General features: G+C 71.7%; 18 protein-coding genes. 3 read left to right on the top strand and 15 right to left on the bottom strand.

The window, feature by feature from the left end; all coding sequences use genetic code 11:
- Window positions 1-222: 222 nt before the first annotated feature.
- A complete protein-coding gene (locus ITJ55_RS14615) occupies window positions 223-915 on the top strand; it encodes a hypothetical protein (protein ID WP_194596032.1) in 693 nt (230 codons plus the stop codon).
- Between the two features lie 13 nt (window positions 916-928).
- Window positions 929-1417, top strand: a complete 489-nt coding sequence (locus ITJ55_RS14610) for a dehydrogenase (protein ID WP_194596031.1) — start codon at window positions 929-931, stop codon at window positions 1415-1417.
- Window positions 1418-1576: 159 nt separating this feature from the next.
- Here the strand turns inward: ITJ55_RS14610 and ITJ55_RS14605 are convergent, their stop codons facing one another.
- Window positions 1577-2218, bottom strand: a complete 642-nt coding sequence (locus ITJ55_RS14605) for an amino-acid N-acetyltransferase (RefSeq protein WP_194596030.1) — start codon at window positions 2216-2218, stop codon at window positions 1577-1579.
- Between the two features lie 179 nt (window positions 2219-2397).
- Window positions 2398-4887 (bottom strand): ATP-dependent Clp protease ATP-binding subunit, encoded by a 2490-nt coding sequence (locus ITJ55_RS14600; protein ID WP_056260094.1) that lies wholly within the window; start codon window positions 4885-4887, stop codon window positions 2398-2400.
- A 195-nt stretch (window positions 4888-5082) separates the two neighbouring features.
- Here ITJ55_RS14600 and ITJ55_RS14595 point away from each other — a divergent pair, with 195 nt between their 5' ends.
- Window positions 5083-6081, top strand: coding sequence for an NAD(+)/NADH kinase (locus ITJ55_RS14595; RefSeq protein ID WP_194596029.1), 999 nt, complete (start codon window positions 5083-5085; stop codon window positions 6079-6081).
- 106 nt (window positions 6082-6187) lie between these two features.
- On the opposite strand, the gene ITJ55_RS14590 is transcribed toward ITJ55_RS14595, so the two are convergent.
- The 13 genes from ITJ55_RS14590 to ftsH form a co-directional block, all read right to left on the bottom strand.
- Window positions 6188-7039, bottom strand: coding sequence for a serine protein kinase RIO (locus ITJ55_RS14590; protein WP_228498538.1), 852 nt, complete (start codon window positions 7037-7039; stop codon window positions 6188-6190).
- 390 nt (window positions 7040-7429) lie between these two features.
- Window positions 7430-8338, bottom strand: coding sequence for a hypothetical protein (locus ITJ55_RS14585; protein ID WP_194596027.1), 909 nt, complete (start codon window positions 8336-8338; stop codon window positions 7430-7432).
- A 360-nt stretch (window positions 8339-8698) separates the two neighbouring features.
- A complete protein-coding gene (locus ITJ55_RS14580) occupies window positions 8699-9721 on the bottom strand; it encodes a sigma-70 family RNA polymerase sigma factor (protein WP_071256028.1) in 1023 nt (340 codons plus the stop codon).
- 376 nt (window positions 9722-10097) lie between these two features.
- A complete protein-coding gene (locus ITJ55_RS14575; RefSeq protein WP_194596026.1) occupies window positions 10098-10322 on the bottom strand; it encodes a hypothetical protein in 225 nt (74 codons plus the stop codon).
- Between the two features lie 204 nt (window positions 10323-10526).
- Window positions 10527-12047, bottom strand: coding sequence for a lysine--tRNA ligase (gene lysS, locus ITJ55_RS14570; protein WP_194596025.1), 1521 nt, complete (start codon window positions 12045-12047; stop codon window positions 10527-10529).
- 49 nt (window positions 12048-12096) lie between these two features.
- On the bottom strand, window positions 12097-12915 hold the full coding sequence (locus ITJ55_RS14565) for a Rossmann-like and DUF2520 domain-containing protein (RefSeq protein ID WP_194596024.1): 819 nt from the start codon (window positions 12913-12915) through the stop codon (window positions 12097-12099).
- Window positions 12912-14741 (bottom strand): PH domain-containing protein, encoded by a 1830-nt coding sequence (locus ITJ55_RS14560; protein ID WP_194596023.1) that lies wholly within the window; start codon window positions 14739-14741, stop codon window positions 12912-12914. Before ITJ55_RS14560 ends, ITJ55_RS14565 begins: the two co-directional genes overlap by 4 nt.
- On the bottom strand, window positions 14738-15217 hold the full coding sequence (locus tag ITJ55_RS14555) for a PH domain-containing protein (protein ID WP_194596022.1): 480 nt from the start codon (window positions 15215-15217) through the stop codon (window positions 14738-14740). The genes ITJ55_RS14560 and ITJ55_RS14555 overlap by 4 nt, the downstream gene beginning before the upstream one ends.
- A gap of 55 nt (window positions 15218-15272) precedes the next feature.
- Window positions 15273-15749, bottom strand: a complete 477-nt coding sequence (locus tag ITJ55_RS14550) for a DUF3180 domain-containing protein (RefSeq protein WP_194596021.1) — start codon at window positions 15747-15749, stop codon at window positions 15273-15275.
- Window positions 15746-16381, bottom strand: coding sequence for a 2-amino-4-hydroxy-6-hydroxymethyldihydropteridine diphosphokinase (gene folK / locus ITJ55_RS14545; RefSeq protein ID WP_194596020.1), 636 nt, complete (start codon window positions 16379-16381; stop codon window positions 15746-15748). Before folK ends, ITJ55_RS14550 begins: the two co-directional genes overlap by 4 nt.
- Window positions 16378-16872: a dihydroneopterin aldolase gene (gene folB, locus ITJ55_RS14540; RefSeq protein WP_370544188.1), complete on the bottom strand. Its 495-nt coding sequence runs from the start codon at window positions 16870-16872 to the stop codon at window positions 16378-16380. The genes folK and folB overlap by 4 nt, the downstream gene beginning before the upstream one ends.
- On the bottom strand, window positions 16869-17702 hold the full coding sequence (gene folP, locus ITJ55_RS14535) for a dihydropteroate synthase (protein WP_194596076.1): 834 nt from the start codon (window positions 17700-17702) through the stop codon (window positions 16869-16871). Before folP ends, folB begins: the two co-directional genes overlap by 4 nt.
- Window positions 17703-18432: 730 nt before the next feature.
- A complete protein-coding gene (gene ftsH, locus ITJ55_RS14530; RefSeq protein WP_194596019.1) occupies window positions 18433-20424 on the bottom strand; it encodes an ATP-dependent zinc metalloprotease FtsH in 1992 nt (663 codons plus the stop codon).
- Window positions 20425-20471 lie beyond the last annotated feature (47 nt).

Here is a 20471-nt window from a genome sequence, read left to right as displayed (position 1 = left end):
CGAGGGGGCAGAAGATGCCCCTCCCACGGACGCGAAGGACACCTCCTGCCCACTCGGCCCACCGCGCCCCGCACCGCCGAGCCCACCCGACCTCACCCCAAGCACCGGGGTACGCCCGGCTCGGCGCCACCGCCGACGCATGCACCCCGCTCCACGCGGATTCTCAGCCCACACGCCGCGGTGGTCCCGGCCAACCCCCTGACCGGCCCTTAACCTGTGCCCATGTCGACGTTCAAGAACCCGGTCGGGCCGCAACCGCCCTCGGTCTACTGGCGTCGTCGTGCGGTGCTCGCGCTCGGTCTGATCGCGGTCGTGGTCATCATCGTGTTGATCGTCGTCCGTCCCGGATCAGGCTCGGCCGAACCCGGTGCCGCCGCGACGACCTCCGCTCCTCCCGCAGCCGACGCCACCCCCTCGCCCGCGCCCAGCGAGACGGCCCCCGCCGCCGACGCCACCGCCGACCCGGCCGACGACTCGACCGACGACGCCACGGCCGGCGCCTCCGACGCCCCGACCTGCTCGGCCCGCGACATCGACCTGAAGCCGGTCACCGACAAGACGACCTACGCCGCCACCGAGCTGCCGCAGATCTCGATGACGATCACCAACTCGGGCCGCTCCGACTGCTCGATCGACCTGGGCTCCGCGCAGCAGACGCTCGTCGTCTCGAGCGGCGAAGAGCAGTACTGGTCGTCGAAGGACTGCCAGGTCAACGGCACCAACCAGGTCGTCACGCTCACCGCCGGCCAGACCCTCAGCACCCCGGCCATCGCCTGGGACCGCACCCGCTCGTCCGCCGAGACCTGCGAGTCGGCCTCGCGCACCCCCGTCACCGCGGGCGGCGCCACCTACCGGCTCTCCGTCTCGGTCGGCGACATCACCTCCGCCGACACCGCCCAGATGATCCTGAACTGACAGTGACCCACCCGTGAACGCCACCCCTGCTGCCCCCACGCCCTCCGACCCCGTCGACCCGGCCGACCGCAACGGCACCTTCCGGTCCGAGTCGCTCGAGCACGCCCTCGCCGCCCAGGACGTCGCCGCCGTCGCCTTCGCCCTCCGTCACGACGTCGTCGTGGTGCCGAAGCTCGTGCTGCCGACCGAACCGAACGAACCGACCGGCGCCCCCTCGACCGGCGGCCCCGACGACGGAGCCGTCCCCGACGAAGGCGACCAGGTGCGCGTCTTCGGCCGCGAGAACACCGACAAGCGCATCCTGCTGCTCTTCTCGTCGGACAACACCTACGCCGCGATGGTCCCCGACGACCCGAACCGCCAGGTCATGCTCTACGACGCCCTCTCGCTCCGGGCGTTCCTCGAGGCCCACCTCGACGTCATCGAGCAGGTCTTCTTCGACATCGCCGGCCCCCACACCATGGCCGCCAACCCCGAAGACCTCCTCAAGGCCCTCGGCTAGCAGCACCCCCGGGCCCCGAGAGCCCAGGAGGCGCGGGTCGAGTGGTCCCGAATCGTCCTTCCCCGCGGCACGACGGACGATTCGGGACCACTCGACCGGCCACGGTGAACGTGGGGTCGGGGTCGGGCCCGAACACGGGCCTGAGCCCAGCCGGAACGGCTACAGCGCCGGCAACGCCTTCAGCATGCGCGAGTTGCCGAGCGTGTTCGGCTTGACGCGAGCCAGGTCGAGGAACTCCGCGACGCCCTCGTCGGTCGAGCGGACCAGCTCGCCGTAGACGTCCGGAGGCACGAGCCCCTCGTCACCCACGTTGAGGTACCCGTGCTTCTCGAAGAAGTCGACCTCGAACGTCAGGCAGAACAACCGGCCGATCTCGAGTCGGCGGGCCGCGCCCTCGAGCGACTCGAGCAGGCGGTGCCCGACGCCCTTGCGGATCCACGCCGGGTCGAGGGCGAGCGTACGCACCTCGGCGAGGTCGTCCCACATGACGTGCAGCGCACCGCAACCGATCGGCACCCCGTCGGGCCCGACGGCGATCTGGAACTCCTGCACGTCGCCGTACAGGGTGACGAGGTCCTTGCCGAGCAGGATGCGCTTCTGCACGAACGGCTCGCACAGCCGTTGGATGTGCGGCACGTCGCTCACGACGGCGTCGCGCACCGTGATGCCGTGCCGGTCCGCACCGCCGCGCTGGCCGGCATCGCCGCGCTGGCCGGCACCGCCGCCCCCGCCGGCACCGCCGACCCGGCCGGCGGCACCCGTCGCATCGGCAGCGGTCGTCGCGTCGGCGGCGTCAGACATCGGGCTCCCTCAAGCACACGACCCGAGGAGGCGCGGGTCGCCGCCCAGCCTAGCGACGCGGTCGCGACCCGGCCCCGGGTACGCCGAAGGGCGGCCTCTCGTGTGAGAGACCGCCCCGGGCGTCGAAGGCGACCCGCGCCTCCTACGGTGTTGCTGTCGTGCTGGTGATGCCGTCGTGCCTAGCTCTCGATCTCGGGGGCGTCGCCCACGAGCACCTCTTCGCGACCCGGCTGACGCGAGGTGGCGAAGGTGAACTCACCGTCGACGAAGTCGACCTGGACGTGGTCGCCCGCGTTGAGCTCACCCTGCAGGATGCGCTCGGAAAGCCGGTCTTCGACCTCGTGCTGGATGGCACGACGCAGGGGGCGAGCACCGAGCGACGGGTCGAACCCGATCTCGATGAGGCGCTCCTTGGCGGACTGCGAGAGCACGGCCGTCATGTCGCGGTCGAGCAGACGGTCGGACAGGCGCTTGATGAAGAGGTCGACGATCTGCAGCAGCTCTTCTTGGTTGAGCTGCGGGAACACGATCGTCTCGTCGACGCGGTTCAAGAACTCGGGCTTGAAGTGCTTCTTGAGCTCTTCGGTGACCTTCGAGCGCATGCGCTCGTAGGACGTCGCCGTGTCGCCCTCGATCTGGAAGCCCACGGGGCCACCCGTGATGTCTTTCGTGCCGAGGTTGGTCGTCATGATGATGACCGTGTTCTTGAAGTCGACGACACGACCCTGACCGTCGGTGAGACGACCCTCTTCGAGCACCTGCAACAGCGAGTTGAAGATGTCGGGGTGGGCCTTCTCGATCTCGTCGAACAGCACCACCGAGAACGGCTTGCGGCGGACCTTCTCGGTCAGCTGCCCGCCCTCTTCGAAGCCGACGAACCCGGGAGGGGCACCGAAGAGCCGCGACACGGTGTGCTTCTCGCCGTACTCGGACATGTCGAGCGAGATCAGCGCGCCCTCGTCGTCGAACAGGAACTCGGCGAGCGCCTTGGCCAGCTCGGTCTTGCCGACGCCCGTGGGCCCGGCGAAGATGAACGAACCCGAGGGACGCTTGGGGTCCTTCAGGCCGGCACGCGTGCGGCGGATGGTCTTCGAGAGGGCCGCGATGGCCTGCTCTTGACCGATGACGCGCTGGTGCAGGGCCTTCTCCATGAAGACGAGGCGCGAGGTCTCTTCTTCGGTGAGCTTGAAGACGGGGATGCCCGTGGCCTGGGCCAGCACCTCGGCGATGATGCCCTCGTCGACGGTGCCACCGGCACCGGCCTCACCCGAACGCCACTGCTTCTCGAGACGGAGGCGCTCACCGAGCAGCTTCTTCTCTTCGTCGCGCAGCGAGGCGGCCTTCTCGAAGTCCTGGTCTTCGATCGCGCCCTCTTTCTGGCCGCGGACGCCGGCGATGCGCTCGTCGAACTCGCGCAGCTCGGGCGGTGCGGACAGGATCGACAGACGCAGGCGGGCGCCGGCCTCGTCGATCAGGTCGATGGCCTTGTCGGGCAGGAAGCGGTCGCTGACGTAGCGGTCGGCGAGGTTCGCCGCCGCGACGATCGCGCCGTCGGTGATGGACACCTTGTGGAAGGCCTCGTACTTGTCGCGCAGCCCCTTGAGGATGTTGATCGCGTGCGGCAGCGAGGGCTCGTTGACCTGGACGGGCTGGAACCGACGCTCGAGGGCGGCGTCCTTCTCGAAGTGCTTGCGGTACTCGTCGAGCGTCGTCGCACCGATCGTCTGCAGCTCACCACGGGCGAGCAGCGGCTTGAGGATCGAGGCGGCGTCGATCGCGCCCTCGGCGGCACCCGCACCCACGAGGGTGTGGATCTCGTCGATGAAGACGATGATGTCGCCGCGCGTGCGGATCTCTTTCGTGACCTTCTTCAGGCGCTCTTCGAAGTCACCGCGGTAACGGCTGCCGGCGATCAGCGAACCCAGGTCGAGCGAGTAGAGCTGCTTGTCCTTCAGCGTCTCGGGGACCTCGTTCTTGACGATCGCCTGGGCCAGGCCCTCGACGACGGCGGTCTTGCCGACGCCGGGCTCACCGATCAGCACGGGGTTGTTCTTCGAGCGACGGGAGAGGATCTGCATGACCCGCTCCATCTCTTTCTCGCGCCCGATGACGGGGTCGAGCTTGTTGTCGCGCGCGGCCTGCGTCAGGTTGCGACCGAACTGGTCGAGCACCTGGCTGCCACCCTGCGCGCCCTGGGTCTGTTCGCCGCCCACGGCCACCGCTTCTTTCCCCTGATAGCCGGAGAGGAGCTGGATGACCTGCTGGCGGACCCGGTTGAGGTCGGCGCCGAGCTTGACGAGCACCTGGGCGGCGACACCCTCACCCTCGCGGATGAGGCCGAGCAGGATGTGCTCGGTGCCGATGTAGTTGTGGCCGAGCTGCAGCGCTTCGCGCAGGCTCAGCTCGAGGACCTTCTTCGCCCGGGGCGTGAAGGGGATGTGGCCGGTGGGCTGCTGCTGGCCCTGGCCGATGATGTCTTGCACCTGCTCGCGCACCGCGTCGAGCGAGATGCCGAGCGACTCGAGGGCCTTGGCGGCGACGCCTTCGCCCTCGTGGATGAGGCCGAGCAGGATGTGCTCGGTGCCGATGTAGTTGTGGTTGAGCATCTTCGCCTCTTCTTGGGCGAGGACGACGACGCGACGGGCACGGTCGGTGAATCTCTCGAACATCTTCTTTGCTCCCTAGGTGGCGGGGTGGTTGTCGCCACCGAATGTGCATCTGGCGCCCGCAGGGTACGGCACCGGTTTACAGAGAGAGTAACCAGGGCCCGCGGCTTAATCTGCCCCTGTTCGCTGGGGGCATAGAGCAGTGCGCGGGCGGGCTGACGGGGCGCGCTGACAGGGGTGGCGGCTAGCCTCGCGCACATGGGCAAGTTCACGGTCGGTCTCGTTCCGCACCCCACGAAGTCGGTGCTCGACAGCGTCGACATCATCCGCGACTGGACGACCCGGTCGGAGGCACACCTGCTCGCCATGACGTCGGACGCGGCGCGCGTCGGCGACGGCGTCGAGCTGGTCGACGAGCGGGCCTTCCGCGACCGCGTCTCGGTCGTGGTCGCGCTGGGCGGCGACGGCACGATGCTCGGCGCGATGCGCCTGGTGGCCGAGCGGCCCGTGCCCGTGCTGGGCGTCAACTACGGCAACGTGGGCTTCTTGGTCGAGGTCGAGCCGCGCGACCTGCCCGAGGCCCTCGACCGCATCGGCGACAAGCAGTTCTCGCTCGAACCGCACCACGCCCTCGAGGTCACGCACACCACGACCGGCTTCGAGAACACCTACCTCGCCTTCAACGACGCCTCGGTCGCCCGCCGCCCGGGCGAGGGCGTCGTGACGGCCGACCTCGTGCTCGACGAGACGCCCTACGGCTACTACAAGGCCGACGCGATCGTCGCGGCGACGCCCGCCGGGTCGACGGCCTACAACTACGCCGCGGGCGGGCCCATCCTGTCGCCCGCCATCGCCGCCGTCGTCGTCACGCCGGTGGCGCCGATGTCGGGCATCGACCGCTCGGTGGTGCTCGGCCCGCGCGAGCGGCTGCGCTTCGAGATCGGCGACGGCACGCACTCCGCGGCGCTCGAGGTCGACGGTCGTGTCGTCGCCGACGTCAGCGAGGGCTGCGTCATCAGGCTCGTGCTGCGCCGCGACGCGGGCCAGGTGATCCGGCTCGACGCCGACCGGCACGGTCGCAAGGGCCGCCTCAAGCTCAGCCTGCTCGACCTGCCGCTCCGCGAGGACCAGCTGCTCGAACTCGTCCCGACCGACGTGCGGGCCCGCTTCCGCGAGCGCGCCGAACGCGCGGGCGGCATCGCGGGGGTCGCGCACGACGACGACACCGCCGTCACCGGCATCAGCCCCGTGCGCTGACGCGACCGCCCGCAGGAGGCGCGGTGCGCGACTACCGCGCACCGCGCCTCCTGCGGTCTGCCGCCGTCGACGACTCGGGCCCGGCGCCGGCTCGTGCCCGGCCCGGTTAGAACACCTCGCCCAGCGCCTCGGCGAACACCTGCTCGGGGTCGCGGACGAACCCGCGCCGGGCGAACCAGGCGCAGACGTTGCGGCAGTCGCGTTCGAGCAGGTCGACCCCGTTCGGGTTGCTGGCGACGTCGACGAGCTGGGGCACGTCGATGGCGACGACCCGTCCGTCGTGGACGAGCAGGTTGTACGGCGACAGGTCGCCGTGGGCGAAGCCGGCCCGGGCGAACCCGAGCACGATCTCGCGCACCTGCTCGAACAGCGGCCACAGGTCGGCGCCGTCGGCCGTGACCTGCGCCAGTCGCGGAGCGGCCTCGGCGCCGTGACCGACGAACTCCATGAGGATCTCGGTGCCGCTGATCTGCACCGGGTACGGCACCGCGACGCCGAGGGAGTGCATCCGGCACAGCGCGTCGAACTCGGCCGCGGCCCAGAGCCCGGCTTGCACGCGCCGGCCGTGCCGCGAGCCGCGGGCCATCGCCCGACCGTCGCGCGTGTTGCGGACGCGTCGCCCCTCGCGGTACTCGGACGAGCGGTGGAAGTCGCTCTGCTCGGCGCCCCGGTACCGCTTCGCGGCGAGCAAGGAGGCGCGAGCACCGTCATCGGGGCCCAGCGCGACGTCCGTCGGCACGGCTCGGTCGATCAGGTGGACGTCGGCCTCCTTGCCGGTCTTGACGACGCCGAGCTCGGTGTCGATCGCGGCAGCGGAGGTGACGACCCACGCGGGCCAGGGCCGGGGCCCTCGCTCGGTGGGGGTGGCGGCCGGCCAGGTGGACCAGCGCTGGTCGGCGTCGACGTCGGGGTCGACGGTGGAGAAGGTGGGTACGACGAAATCGTCGGAGAAGGTCAAGCTGTGCTCCAGGGGAAGCATGAGACCTGCCCGGCGGGCGACGCTCGGGCGTCGGCTCCGTCGCACGGGGGCGAGGGGCTTCGACGCGGCGGGGGCCGGCTACGGGCGGAGGGTCTCGGGGTGAGTGGGGTACGCGTGGTGTGCGTTGACGGCAGTCATGCTCATCACCCCTCTCGTGGAGCGTCTCGTGGCCCGGCCATCTGGTGCCCGGGTCCGCCCACGGTACCGCCCCGCGCCTCCCCTGTCGATGGCGGGTCGTGGCTCGTCGCTCGTCGCTCGTCGCTCGTCGCTCCGCGAAGCCGGTCGAGTGGTCCCGAATCGTCGTTCGGGCGGCTGCGAAGGACGATTCGGGACCACTCGACGGCCGCAGAGCGTGGCGCGTGACGCGTGTCACGACAGCAGGCGACGGACACGTTCGACGAGTTCGTCGGCCCGACGCCCGCGCAGGTCGTCGTCAATGCACCGGACCGTGCGCCACCCGGCATCGGCGAACCTCTCACGGCGCAGGATGTCCTGCCGGAACCGCCACGGATCGCGACGGTGCTCGTCACCCTCGTACTCGATGGCGAGCTTGCACCAGGCGTACCGGAGGTCGGGCCTGCCGAGGTAACGCCCGCGCCGGTCGTGCGTGCGGACGTTGATCTCGGGTTCGGGCAGCCCTGCCCGGATCAGGAGGAGGCGGAGTTCGGTCTCCTTCGGCGACTCGACCCCGGGTCGGACCAGCGCTCGAGCTTCTCGCACGTTCGTGATGCCCCGAACTCGTCCGACCTCGAAGATCGCTCTGTCGAGGTCGTCGAGCCGCCGGCGCCGCGCCTCGAGCAGGGGCGACCACGACCCGGCCAGCGCGTCGCCGACCCGGACGAGGTCGTCGAGGCCCATGAGCTGGCCCGAACGCACCCACGCCGAGATCGGCTCGGCGACCGGGAGCCCGTCGACGAGTCGCAGCGGCACCGGGGCTACACGATGGCCGACGACGCCGGGGCGACGAACGCTGCGACCGGTCGCACTGCTGACGTGCAGCGGTTCGTGACCGCGGTGCACCCCGCCAGGGACGGGCAACCCCCAGAGAGCCAGAGCCGTGACGTAGGAGAAGTACCACCCGTCGACCATGACCGGCATGAGGCGCCGGGCCCTGTCGCCGACGGTGTCGACCCGGTCGTCATCGGCGGCGGCCCTCACCCCGTGGTGGGGTCGCACGAGGTCCGGCCCCCGCATCCGCTCGGGCCCGAGACCCGCGGCCCTGCCCTGCGCGACGGAGAAGGGCTGTTCGAGGTGACGAGGAATGGCGATCCGAGGCATGACCCGACCTTGTCGCGAGAACCGGCCCGCGCCTCCTCAGGCCAAGGCGCCTGTGCACGACCGCCCCTCTTCGTGCGGTGTGGACGAATCGTCGAGAATCGGACCGCGAGGCCGAGTGGTCCCGAATCGTCGTTCGAGTCTCCGGGAAGGACGGCTCGGGACCACTCGACGGATCGGCGTGAGAAGAGACCGGGGACGAGAAGAGCCCGACGCGAGAAGAGCCCGGGCACGAGAGGAGCCCGACACGAGAAGAGCCCGGGGACGAGAAGAGACCGGGCACGACGAAGGGCCGCCACCCGGGGGAACCCGGGCGGCGGCCCTGACGTGGTGCGTGCTGCGGCGAAGAACGCCGCACGAGGCCTACTGCAGGTAGAGCTGCAGGTCCTGGCTGACGGCCTTGGCGAACATGCGGAGGCGTGCACGGCTCTCGACGCGCGAGACGGCCTGGCGCGACGAGTGGACGCGCTTCGAGATCTCGTCGAGGGTCATCGGCTGGTCGTCGTCGAGGCCGAAGCGCATGCGGATCACGCGGGCCTCGTCGTCGGGCAGCGTCGCCACGAGGGCGTGCATGTCGCGGTTCAGCAGCGAGCTCTCGGTGGCCTGCGTGGGCGACGGGGTCTCTTCGTCCTCGATGAAGTCGCCGAGCTCGCTGTCTTCTGCATCGCCGACGACCGTGTGGATCGACACCGGCTCGTGCGAGCGGGACTTGAGCTCGATGAGGTCGGCGACCTCCATCGCGACCTCTTCGGCGACCTCGTCGACGGTGGGCGCGCGGCCCAGGTCGACGGTGAGGTCACGCTCGGCACGCGAGATGCGGTTGATGCGCTCGACCGTGTGCACCGGGATGCGGATGGCACGGGCCTTGTCGGCCAGGCCGCGGGCGATGGCCTGACGGATCCACCAGGTGGCGTAGGTCGAGAACTTATAGCCCTGCGTGTAGTCGAACTTCTCGACGGCGCGGACGAGGCCGAGGTTGCCCTCTTGGATGACGTCCATGAAGGGCAGGCCGCGCTGCGTGTAGCGCTTGGCGATGCTGACGACGAGGCGGAGGTTCGCGGTGATCATGCGGTCCTTCGCACGCTCGCCGTCGTGCTGCAGCCAGCGGAGGTCGCGCAGCATCTCGGCGTGCGCCTTGGTGCGGTTCTTCTTGACCGCGTCGGCCGCCTGCAGCTCTTTGAGCTTCTCGCCGGCGAAGAGGCCGACCTCGATGCGGCGGGCGATCTCGGTCTCTTCCGCTGCGTCGAGCAGCGGCATGCGACCGATGTGGCGGAGGTAGTCGCCGACCTGGTCGGTGGAGGCCCCGCGGACCTGCGACAGGACCTCGACCTCGGTGTCGTCGGTGGCCGTGGTGGTGTTGCGCGTGGTGACGGAAGTGGTCGTCATCGTTCTCTCCCTGCTCGAAGTACTGACCTGATGTCGCGTCGATTAGTTCGTGAAGCTCTTCGGCGTGGTTCAAGTCTGGCGTGCACCACCGTCGGGCCAGAAGTCGGTGCAGCCCCTCGCGGGCCATCTCGGAGCGCACGTCCAGAGTTTCGACGCCGACGGGGTACGAAGGCGGACGACGTTTGACAGCAGCTCGAAACGGGTATAGGCGGCCGCTAGCACGACGGGGGTACACATTCTCAGGTCCCTCACCGGAAACCTGGCAGCAAATCTGTCGGGGGTACGCACGACGGCACCGCGAGCCGAGGAGGCGCGGTGCCGTGACCCGAGGACGCCCGAGTCGACGGGGCGCCCCGGCAGGAACGAGGGAGCGGGGCTAGACCGCGCGGCGGTCGGTGGCGCCGAGGCCGGCCTCGCGGCGCGACTCGTCGCGCTCGTCGGCCTCGGCCTTGGCGCGCTCTTCGGCCTCGACCTTGGCGTAGACGGCACGCTCGGTGCGGTCGGAGCGCAGCAGGGCCCGGACGATGAACCAGAAGATGAGGCCCACGACGATGGTGGGCGTCACGGAGAAGACGATGGCTCCGGCGAGGGACTCAGGCACCCGACCAGGGTACGTCGCCCGGCTGGGGAACACCACGGGCACCTCTCGACGCCGAGACGACACACGCACGCAGACGACACAGCCACCGAGACGACACAGACGCCGAGACGACGGAGGCGCGGTGCCCGACCGGCACCGCGCCTCCTGCCCTCGAGGCGGTCGCCCGACGCGGGCCGACCGGGCCGACGCGGGCCGGCCGCGGGCCTACTTGACGAGCGGGAAGAGGATCGTCTCGCGGATGCCGAGGCCGGTGATGGCCATCAGCAGGCGGTCGATGCCCATGCCCATGCCGCCGCTCGGCGGCATGCCGTGCTCGAGCGCGGTGAGGAAGTCCTCGTCGAGGCGCATGGCCTCGGCGTCGCCGCGGGCCGACAGGGCCGCCTGCTCGACGAAGCGTTCACGCTGGATCACCGGGTCGACCAGCTCGGAGTACGCCGTGGCGAGTTCGAAGCCGCGGACGTAGAGGTCCCACTTCTCGACCACGCCGGGCTTCGAGCGGTGCTGGCGGACGAGCGGACTCGTGTCGACGGGGAAGTCCACGACGAAGGTCGGGCGGTCGAGCGACGGCTTGACGAAGTGCTCCCAGAGCTCTTCGACGAGCTTGCCGTGGGTCTCGTGCGGCACGACGAGGTCGACCGTGGCGGCCAGGGCCTGCAGGTCGGCCACGGTCGTCGACGGCGTGATCTCGACGCCCGCGGCCTCGCTGAGCGACTCGTACATCGGCACGCGGGCCCACTCGCCGCCGAGGTCGTACTCGGTGCCGTCGGCCAGGGTGACGAGGTGCGACCCGGCGACCGCCGTCGCGGCGTTCTGCACGAGCTCTTGCGTCAGGCGGGCCATCTGGGCGTAGTCGCCGTAGGCCTGGTACGCCTCGACCATCGCGAACTCGGGCGAGTGCGTCGAGTCGGCGCCCTCGTTGCGGAAGTTGCGGTTGATCTCGAAGACGCGGTCGATGCCGCCCACCACGGCACGCTTCAAGAACAACTCGGGCGCGATGCGCAGGTAGAGCTCGGTGTCGAAGGCGTTGCTGTGCGTCTGGAACGGCCTCGCCGCGGCGCCGCCGTGCATCGTCTGCAGCATGGGCGTCTCGACCTCGAGGTACTCGTACGAGTCGAAGGTGCGGCGCAGCGACGAGACCGCCGCAGCCCGGGCACGCACGGTGGCGCGGGCCTGGTCGCGCACGATGAGGTCGAGGTAGCGCTGACGCACGCGGGTCTCTTCGCTGAGCTCGGAGTGCAGGTTCGGCAGCGGCAGGATGGCCTTGGCCGCGATCGACCACTCCGACACCATGATCGACAGCTCGCCGCGACGCGACGAGATGACCTCGCCCTGCACGAAGACGTGGTCACCGAGGTCGACCAGCTCCTTCCAGTCGGCGAGACGCTGCTCGCCGACCTCGGCCAGCGAGACCATGGCCTGGATGCGGCTGCCGTCGCCGGCCTGCAGAGCGGCGAAGCAGAGCTTGCCGGTGTTGCGCGCGTGCACGACGCGACCCGCCAGGCCGACGACGTCGCCCGAGCGGCTGTCGGTCTCGAGCTCGGCGTACCGGGCCCGCACGGCGCCGATGGTGTCGGTGATCGGCACGCCGACCGGGTACGCCTCGACGCCGGACTCGAGCAGGCGGGCGCGCTTGTCGAGCCGCACCTGCTTCTGCTCCGACGCCTCGCGGGCGGCGGTGGCGGCCTCGTCGTCGGGGGTGGTGGTCGGATCGGGCGCGGCGGTCATGTGTCAGGTGCTCCTGGGGTGGTGGAGGGGGCGGGAGGCGCGGGCCGGGTCAGGCGCGCGGGTCACCGAACGCGGTGGGGCCGTCGTCGAACGAGGCCATGTCGATGGTACCGGGGCCGGCCGAGCCACCGGCCTCGCCGAGGGCGGCGTCCATGGCCGACCGCATCAGCGGGGCGAGCAGGCGGCCGGGCTCGGGCAGGCCCAGCTCGGTCAGCAGCCCGACCGACTGCTGGACGATCGCGGCCGAGAACTCGGTGGCGGTGGCGATCGCCTCGGCGTAGCGCTCCCGGTCGGCCTCGGCGACGACGACGGGCTCGGCGCCCATCTCGACGACGAGCGCCTGCCCGATCGGCTGCACGGGGGTCGGGGCGGTCACGGCGCACCAGGCGTCGCGCAACCGCACGAGGTCGATGGTCGTGCCGGTGAAGGCGAGGGCCGGGTGGATGGCGAGCGGGATCGCCCCGGCGGCGAGCGCGGGCCGCAGCACCTCGAGCCCGTGACGGGGCGAGGTGTGCACGACGAGCTGGCCCGGCTGCCAGGTGCCCGTCGCGGCCAGACCCTGCACGAGGTCGGCGAGCTGGTCGTCGGGCACTGCGAGCAGCACGAGCTCGGACCGCTCGACGATCTCGGGGACGGTCAGCACGGGCACGCCCGGCAGGATCGCCTCGGCCCGGTCGCGGCTGCGCTCGGACACGGCCGAGATGCCGACGATCGCGTGCCCCGCGGCGGCGAGCGCGGCGCCCAGCACCGGGCCGACCCTGCCGGCACCGACGATGCCGACGCCCAGGCGGCCGCTGCGTCGGTCGCCGCCGCGCGATGCCGCGCGGGGGTCGGAGCTGCGCGGGTCGGAGCTGCGGGGGTCGGTCACGGGGTCTCCTCGCTCCAGCGGTGGGTGCGGTCGGCGCGGGCGGCGGCGACCGCCTCGCGGCTGGCGGTGGTGAAGAAGCCGAGGGCGTCGTCCTGGTCGAGGGCGCCGATCTCGGCGACGATCGGCCCCTGGACGGTGTGCAGGTGCACGGTCGCGAGCCGCAGCCGACGACGCAGCGGGCCCTGCACGAGCCCCACGCTCTGCACCCGGGGCAGCGGCACGATGACGAGCTGACGCCAGATCGCACCCTTGCGCAGCAGCAGGGCGCCCGGCGCCGAGCGGAACCCGTTGCGCCGCCACGAGAACCACCGCAACACGGCGGCCCGCCGGGGCGACACCGTGAAGCCGCCGTCGGTGCCACTCGACCGGAGGCCCCCCTCGACGAGCGAGAGGGTGTGCTCGGTCGTCGTCTCGACGGCCTCGCGGACGGCAGGAGGCGCGGCGTCCGTCGGCACCGGAGGCGCGGCCGCGTCGGTCGCAGTGGCGACGGCCTCGAGGACGTCCGCCGGCGCGGTCGAGTCGACCGGCGCCTCCTCGGCGGCGACGCCCACGGCGGCCACGCCGACCAGCTCGGGCAGGATCAGTTCGAGGACGCGGCGGACGTCCTCTTCGTCGCCGACCGGCAGGATCGTCGTGTTCTCCTGCCCGGCGGCGCCCTTGGTGCTCGAGCGCGAGGCGCGGTTGATCTTGACGTCCCACCAGCCGAACGGGCGCCAGAGCAGCGGCTGGCTGACCTTGACCGAGTGGATGCGGCCGGGCGGCAACGTCTCGTTCGAGGTGGAGAAGAGCCCGTAGCCGATGCGGACGCCGTCGCGCGTGCCGGCGATCGTGTAGCGCAGCGACTTCGTGATGCGGTTGACGTAGAACCCGCCCGAGCCGAGCACGGCGGGCAACAAGGCGAAGAGCAGGAACCACTCGCCCGTCGTGATCACGCTGACGGCGATCGCGACCACCGCGGCCACGAGGAAGAGCGTGTACCCGCTCAGCACGATCGACCCGATCAGCCGCCCCGGCGACAGCTCGACGACGGACTGCGGCGGCGCCTCGTCGGGGTCGAGCTCGGGCGCGAGGAACTCGTTCGCGCGCTGCCCGACGAGACCGCCGAAGCCCGCCCGGTGCGGGGCCTGCGCGTCGGGGCCGGCCGTGGCCGAGGCGGGGTCGAGGGTGGCCGATGCCGTCGGGCCGGCGTGCGATGCGGTCGTCGCGTCGGCCGGGCCGCCCTCGGTCGCGACCGGCGCGTGCTTCTGCTGCGCGCCTCCTGCCCTCCGCAGGATCTCGCGGCGCAGGTCGTCGGCCGAGGCCGAGCGCAGGTAGGCGAGGTTGACGTTGGCGTCCTGCCCGGCCTGGTTCACCTCGAGCTTGGCGGCGCCGAAGACCCGGGCGAGCAGCGGGCGCTGGATGTTGATGCCCTGGATGCGGTCGAGTCGTGCCCGGCGGTTCGTGCGGAACACGATGCCGCTGCGCACCTCGACGACGTCGTCGCCGACCCGGAAGGTGTTCATCCGCCACGACAGCCAGGCCCCGCCGACGAAGAGCGCGATCACGACGACCACGGCGAGCAGCAGCAGCCCCAGCCAGCCCTGGTCGACGACGTAGCCGAACGGGTCGCCCTCGTCGCCGCGCCGGCCGCCCGGCACGAACAGCTCGACGACGTACTCGCGCGCGTTGTTGAACAGGATCACCATCACCGCGACGAGCGCGATGCCGCCCTTGAGCAGCGGGGTCGCCGGGTGCAGGCGGTGCCACTCGCCGTCGGTGAGGGCGGCGACCTCGGGAGGCGCGGGTCGGGCCCCGCTCCCGTCCGACCCGGTGCGGGGGTCGCTCACAGGCCGGCCCGACGCGACTCGGCCAGCTCGACGAGGCGGTCGCGCAGCCGCTCGGCCTCGTCGGCGGGCACGCCGGGGATCGTGACGGCCGACGCCGCGGCCGCGGTGACGAACTTGAGGTCGCTGAGGCCGAGCGCGCGCACGACGGGCCCGCGGTTGATGTCGATCAGTTGCATGCGGCCGTAGGGCACGGCCACGACCCGCAAGAAGAGGATGCCCTTGCGCAGCAGCAGGTCGTCCTCGCGCAGCTGGTAGCCGATCGCCCGCACGCGGCGGGGCGTGAGGGCGGCCACGACGATCGTGACGACCACCACGACCGCGGTGATCGCGTAGGTCCACCACTGGCCGATCAACCACAGGGGGGCGGTCGCGGCGGCCACGATCAGGCCGGTGACGAGGTAGCCGACCAGCTCGGGCCAGACGTACTTCGGCGAGACGCCGGTCCACTGGGCGTCGGGGATGTCGAGTCGGTCCATGTCGGCGTCTCTTCCGGTCGGCGTCGGTGTCGTGCGGTGGCGTGGCCGCGGCCGGTCAGACCGCCTGGGTGCCCGAGCCCGAGCCGCGCTCGTCGTCGGCGGGCGGGACGGTGCACATCCGCTCGGCGACGATGCCGGCCGCGAGCAACCCGGCGCCGCCGACGACGGCGACGATCGTGGGCACGAGGGAGCCTACAGCGAGCCCCACGCCCCGTGACAGGACGAACAGCAGCACTCCCCCGGCGAAGCCGCCGAACAGGGCGCCGGCCAGGCTGCTCGCCTTGGCCAGCAGAAGCACGCGCGTCGCGTAGTAGGGGTCGACGCGCTCCTTGCTCGAGCCCTGGGCCACCCGTCGCACCGGCACGGCCATCGAGACGACGACGGCTCCGATGCCGAGCAGCACGAGGCCGGTGGCGGCGGGCAGGACGATCGAGGGCTGCCGCATGGCCACGAGCACCGAGTCGAGGACGAACCCGGCCGCCACGGCCACGATGATCAGGCCGACCAGGGTCGAGGGGCGGGTGTGCTTCACGGGGCTCCTGGGCTGGGGGCGGGGGTGGGGTCGGGGGTGGGTTCGGGGGCGCCGACGGGCTCGGGGCCGGGGTCGGGGTCGAGCAACGAGGTCGCCCCGGGCACGGGGCGGCTGTGCTCGGTGAGGCGGGACGCGAGGTCGGCGACCCGCCCTGCTCCCGCGAGCCGCGCCTCCGGGTCCAGCTGCAGCCAGGGCTCGAGCACGAACGCGCGCTCGGCGGCGCGGGGGTGCGGCACCTGCAGGCGCTCGGTCTCGATGCGCTCGTCATCGAGGGCGACGACGTCGAGGTCGAGGGTCCGGTCGCCCCAACGCACGTCGCGGGTGCGTCCGTGCGTCGCCTCGATCGCCTGCAGCGCGTCGAGCAGGGCCTCGTCGTCGAGCGTGACGTCGGCCAGCAGCACGGCGTTCAGGTAGGTGGGCTTGGTCGGGTCGGGGCCGTCGAGCGTGACGGCGGTGGACGACACCGGGGCCGAGGCCGCGACGACCGTCACGCCCGGGGTCGCGTCGACGGCCCGCACGGCCTCGCGCAGCAGGGTGTCGCGGTCGCCGAGGTTCGAGCCGAGGGCGATGACCGCCCGCCGCCGGACGCGCGGCGCGGTCTGGCGAGGCGCGGCCGGGCCCGGCCCGGTCACGCGCGCTCCCGGCTGATCGTGATCGACACGTCGCCGAACGGCACGGTGATCGGGGCGCCGGGCTTGTGCACCGTGACCTCGGTCGCGACGGCCGCCCGGTGGGCGAGGACGACGGCGGCCAACCGCTCGGCGAGGGTCTCGATCAGGTCGACGGGGTCGCGTTCGACGGCGGCGACGAGTTCTTCGGCCAGCACCCCGTAGTGCACGGTCTCGCCGAGGTCGTCACCCGAGGCCGCGGGGGCCGTGTCGAGGTGCACGACGACGTCGACGACGAACTCCTGGCCGTCGCGGCGCTCGTGGTCGAAGACGCCGTGGTGCCCGGTGGCCCGGACGCCCTCGAGGCGGAGGACGTCGAGGCCCCGCGCACGCAGGGCGGCCGGTGCCGCCGCCGAGCTGCGTTCGTCCTGCGGAACGCTGTCACGCGACGCGCCGCGGTCGCTCTCGGACGAGGCATCGGACAGCCCGTCGTGGCCGGTGGCGCGGCCGCTCACGCGTGCCTCGCCGGTCGACGGGGTGCGGCGGCGCCCTCGGTCCAGGCCTGCAGCACGTCGAGGGCGGCCCGGGTGCCGGCGACGTCGTGGACGCGCACGCCCCAGACGTCGGCCTGCGCGGCCAGCACGCTGACGACGGCGGTCGCGGGGTCGCGGTCGGCGGGCGGTGCGCCCTCGGGCACGAGGTCGGCCAAGAAGCGCTTGCGCGACGCCGCCACGAGCACGGGCAGTCCGAGCCGGCCCAGCACGTCGAGGTGCGCCAGCAGCTGCCAGTTCTGCGCGCCGACCTTCGAGAACCCGAGGCCGGGGTCGAGCACGATCGACCCGGGGTCGACGCCCTGGGCGACGAGGGCGTCCACGCGGGCGGCGAGCTCGTCGACGACCGTGCCGACGACGTCGCCGTCGTAGTCGCGCGAGGCGGCGGAGGGTGCGTGACCCGAACCGTCGAGGCGCCCGCGCCAGTGCATGGCCACGAAGGTGCGCCCGCTCTCGGCCACGACCCGCGCCATGTCGACGTCGGCGAGACCGCCCGACACGTCGTTGACGATCTCGGCACCGGCCTCGACCGCGGCGGCCGCGGTCGACGCGTTCATCGTGTCGATGCTGACGCGCACACCCTCGGACGCGAGCTGGCGGACCACGGGCAGCACCCGTCGCAGCTCGTCGGCCGGTTCGACGCGGGCCGCACCGGGCCGGGTCGACTCGCCGCCGACGTCGACGACGTCGGCGCCCTGGGCGACGAGCGTCCGTGCGTGGGCGAGGGCGGCGTCGACGTCGAGGTGCCGTCCGCCGTCGCTGAACGAGTCGGGCGTCACGTTCAGCACCCCCATCACGACGGGCCCCGGTCGGCGCCGCACCGCGCGGTCGCGCGATCGCCGGAGCTCGGACGCAGGAGGCGCGGCGTGCGACCGCGGGCCGGTCGCGCCCCGGTCACGCACCACCGGTGCCGCGTACGACGCCTCGCGCTGCCGCTCGGGTCGTGCCCGGGCCTCGACCACGGGGCCGACGTCGTCGAACGACCGCTCGTGCAACGGCCCCTCGAACCGGCCGCCGGCCACGAGCCGACGCCCGGACCGGGTCGCGACCGCTCGGTCGGGCATGGGCACGGGGTCGGGGTCGGCGGCCGCGGTCGGGCCGGGCGCAGCGGCTACGGCGGCCGCCGGCGTCTCGGAACCGGCATCCGCCGAACGTGTCGTGGGCGTCCCGGACGGCAGACCGGACCCGGGCGTCGTCGCGGGAGTGTGCGTCACGGGCGGCAACTGGGCCGGCGGGCGGACGGCTGCGGTCTCGTCGAGGGCCAGGACGAGCCGCCCCTGCGTGACGAGCCCCTCGGCGGTCTCGTCGTCGGCGACACGGGCCGACGACGGTGGCGCGTCGACCACCACGTCGGCCGGGTACCGCTCTCGACCCCGGGGTCGCCTCAGCGGCGCCTCGGAGGGTGCGGCGGGGGTTCCGCCGGACTGGTCGGTCACGGGGCGGTACCTCCGTTCGGTGCTGGGGACGAGCCCTCAGGCTAGCGACCGGCTGCGCCGTGGCGCAGCCGGTCGGGCCGATCGTGCGTCAGGCCGTGGCGATGCCCGGCGTCGTGCGGGGCGGTCGCGTGCGGGCCGGCTTGGTGGTCGGCTCGGAGTCGACGCCGCCGTCGACGGCCTCGGCGTCGACCGGCGACTTCGTCGGCATGGGGATCGCCGGGCGGTCGGACACGGGGCGCTTGTCGCTCGAGAGCCACTGCGGGCGCTCGGGCAGCTTCTTGACGTCTTTGAAGATGACGGCGAGCTCGTCGTGGTCGAGCGTCTCTTTCTCGAGCAGCTCACGGGCGAGGAAGTCGAGCACGTCGCGGTTGTCGTTGATGACCTCCCACGCCTCGTCGTGCGCCTGCTCGAGCAGGACGCGCACCTCGGCGTCGACGGTCTCGGCGATGTTCTCCGAGTAGTCGCGCGAGCTGCCGTCGCGGCCCATCATCATCTCGCCCGACGCCTGCCCGAGCTTGACCGAGCCGACCTTGTTGCTCATGCCGTACTCGGTCACCATCTTGCGGGCGGTGGCCGTGGCCTTCTCGATGTCGTTCGAGGCGCCCGTGGTGGGGTCGTGGAAGACGAGCTCTTCGGCCACCCGGCCGCCCATGGCGTAGGTCAGCTGGTCGAGCAGCTCGTTGCGGGTCACCGAGTACTTGTCTTCGAGGGGCAGGACCATCGTGTAGCCGAGGGCACGACCGCGGGGCAAGATCGTGATCTTGGTCACCGGGTCGGTGTGCCGCATCGCCGCCGCCGCGAGGGCGTGACCACCCTCGTGGTACGCGGTGATGAGCTTCTCGTGGTCGTTCATGATGCGGCTGCGGCGCTGCGGGCCGGCCATGACGCGGTCGACCGCCTCGTCGAGGGCGCGGTTGTCGATCAGCTGGGCGTTCGACCGGGCGGTCAGCAGGGCGGCCTCGTTGAGGACGTTCGCCAGGTCGGCACCGGTGAACCCGGGCGTCTTGCGGGCCAGCACCTCGAGGTTGACCGAGGCCGCGAGCGGTTTGCCCTTGCCGTGCACCTCGAGGATCTGCCTGCGACCGTCGAGGCCGGGGGCGTCGACGCCGATCTGGCGGTCGAAGCGGCCGGGACGCAACAGGGCCGGGTCGAGCACGTCGGGGCGGTTGGTCGCCGCGATGAGGATCACGTTGGTCTTGACGTCGAAGCCGTCCATCTCGACCAGCAACTGGTTGAGGGTCTGCTCGCGCTCGTCGTTTCCACCGCCGATGCCGGCACCGCGGTGGCGGCCGACGGCGTCGATCTCGTCGACGAAGATGATCGCCGGGCTGTTCTGCTTGGCCTGCTCGAACAGGTCGCGGACGCGGCTGGCGCCGACGCCGACGAACATCTCGACGAAGTCCGACCCCGAGATCGAGAAGAACGGCACGCCGGCCTCACCGGCGACGGCCCGGGCGAGCAGGGTCTTGCCGGTACCGGGAGGGCCGTAGAGCAGCACGCCCTTGGGGATGCGCGCCCCGACGGCCTGGAACTTGGCGGGCTCCTTCAAGAACTCCTTGATCTCTTCGAGCTCTTCGATGGCCTCGTCGGCACCGGCGACGTCGGTGAACATGACCTGCGGCGTCTCCTTCGACGCGAGCTTGGCCTTGGACTTGCCGAACTGCATGACCTTGCTGCCGCCGCCCTGCATGGACGAGAGCAAGAACCAGAAGATGACGCCGATGATCAAGAACGGCAGCAGGATGCCGAGCAGCGACATGAACCAGCTGGTCTGCGTGACGGTGTCGTCGAAGTTCTCGAGGTTCGCGTCGTTGATCGCGTCGACGACCTCGGAGCCACGCGGCGTCGCGTAGTAGAACTGCTCGGCCTTGTCGCCGTCTTTCAGGACGAGGTCGACGCGCTGCTCGTTGCTGAAGATCGTCGCGGACTTGACCTGGTCGCCCTGGATGGCCTCGAGGCCCTTCTGGGTCGAGATCTGGGTCGTGCCGGCACCGCTGATCAGGCTCCACCCGATGCCGATGCCGATGACCGCGATCACGATGTAGATGATCGGACCGCGGAAGAGTTTCTTGAAGTCCATGTCAGTACGGGCGACGCCCGACACCTTTCTGCAGGAAGAACGTGAGC

It is taken from the genome of Frigoribacterium sp. VKM Ac-1396 (genome assembly GCF_015350895.1).
Lineage (GTDB): Bacteria > Actinomycetota > Actinomycetes > Actinomycetales > Microbacteriaceae > Frigoribacterium.
Note: the sequence above shows the minus strand (reverse complement) of the source record. Positions and strands in the feature narration are given on the sequence as shown.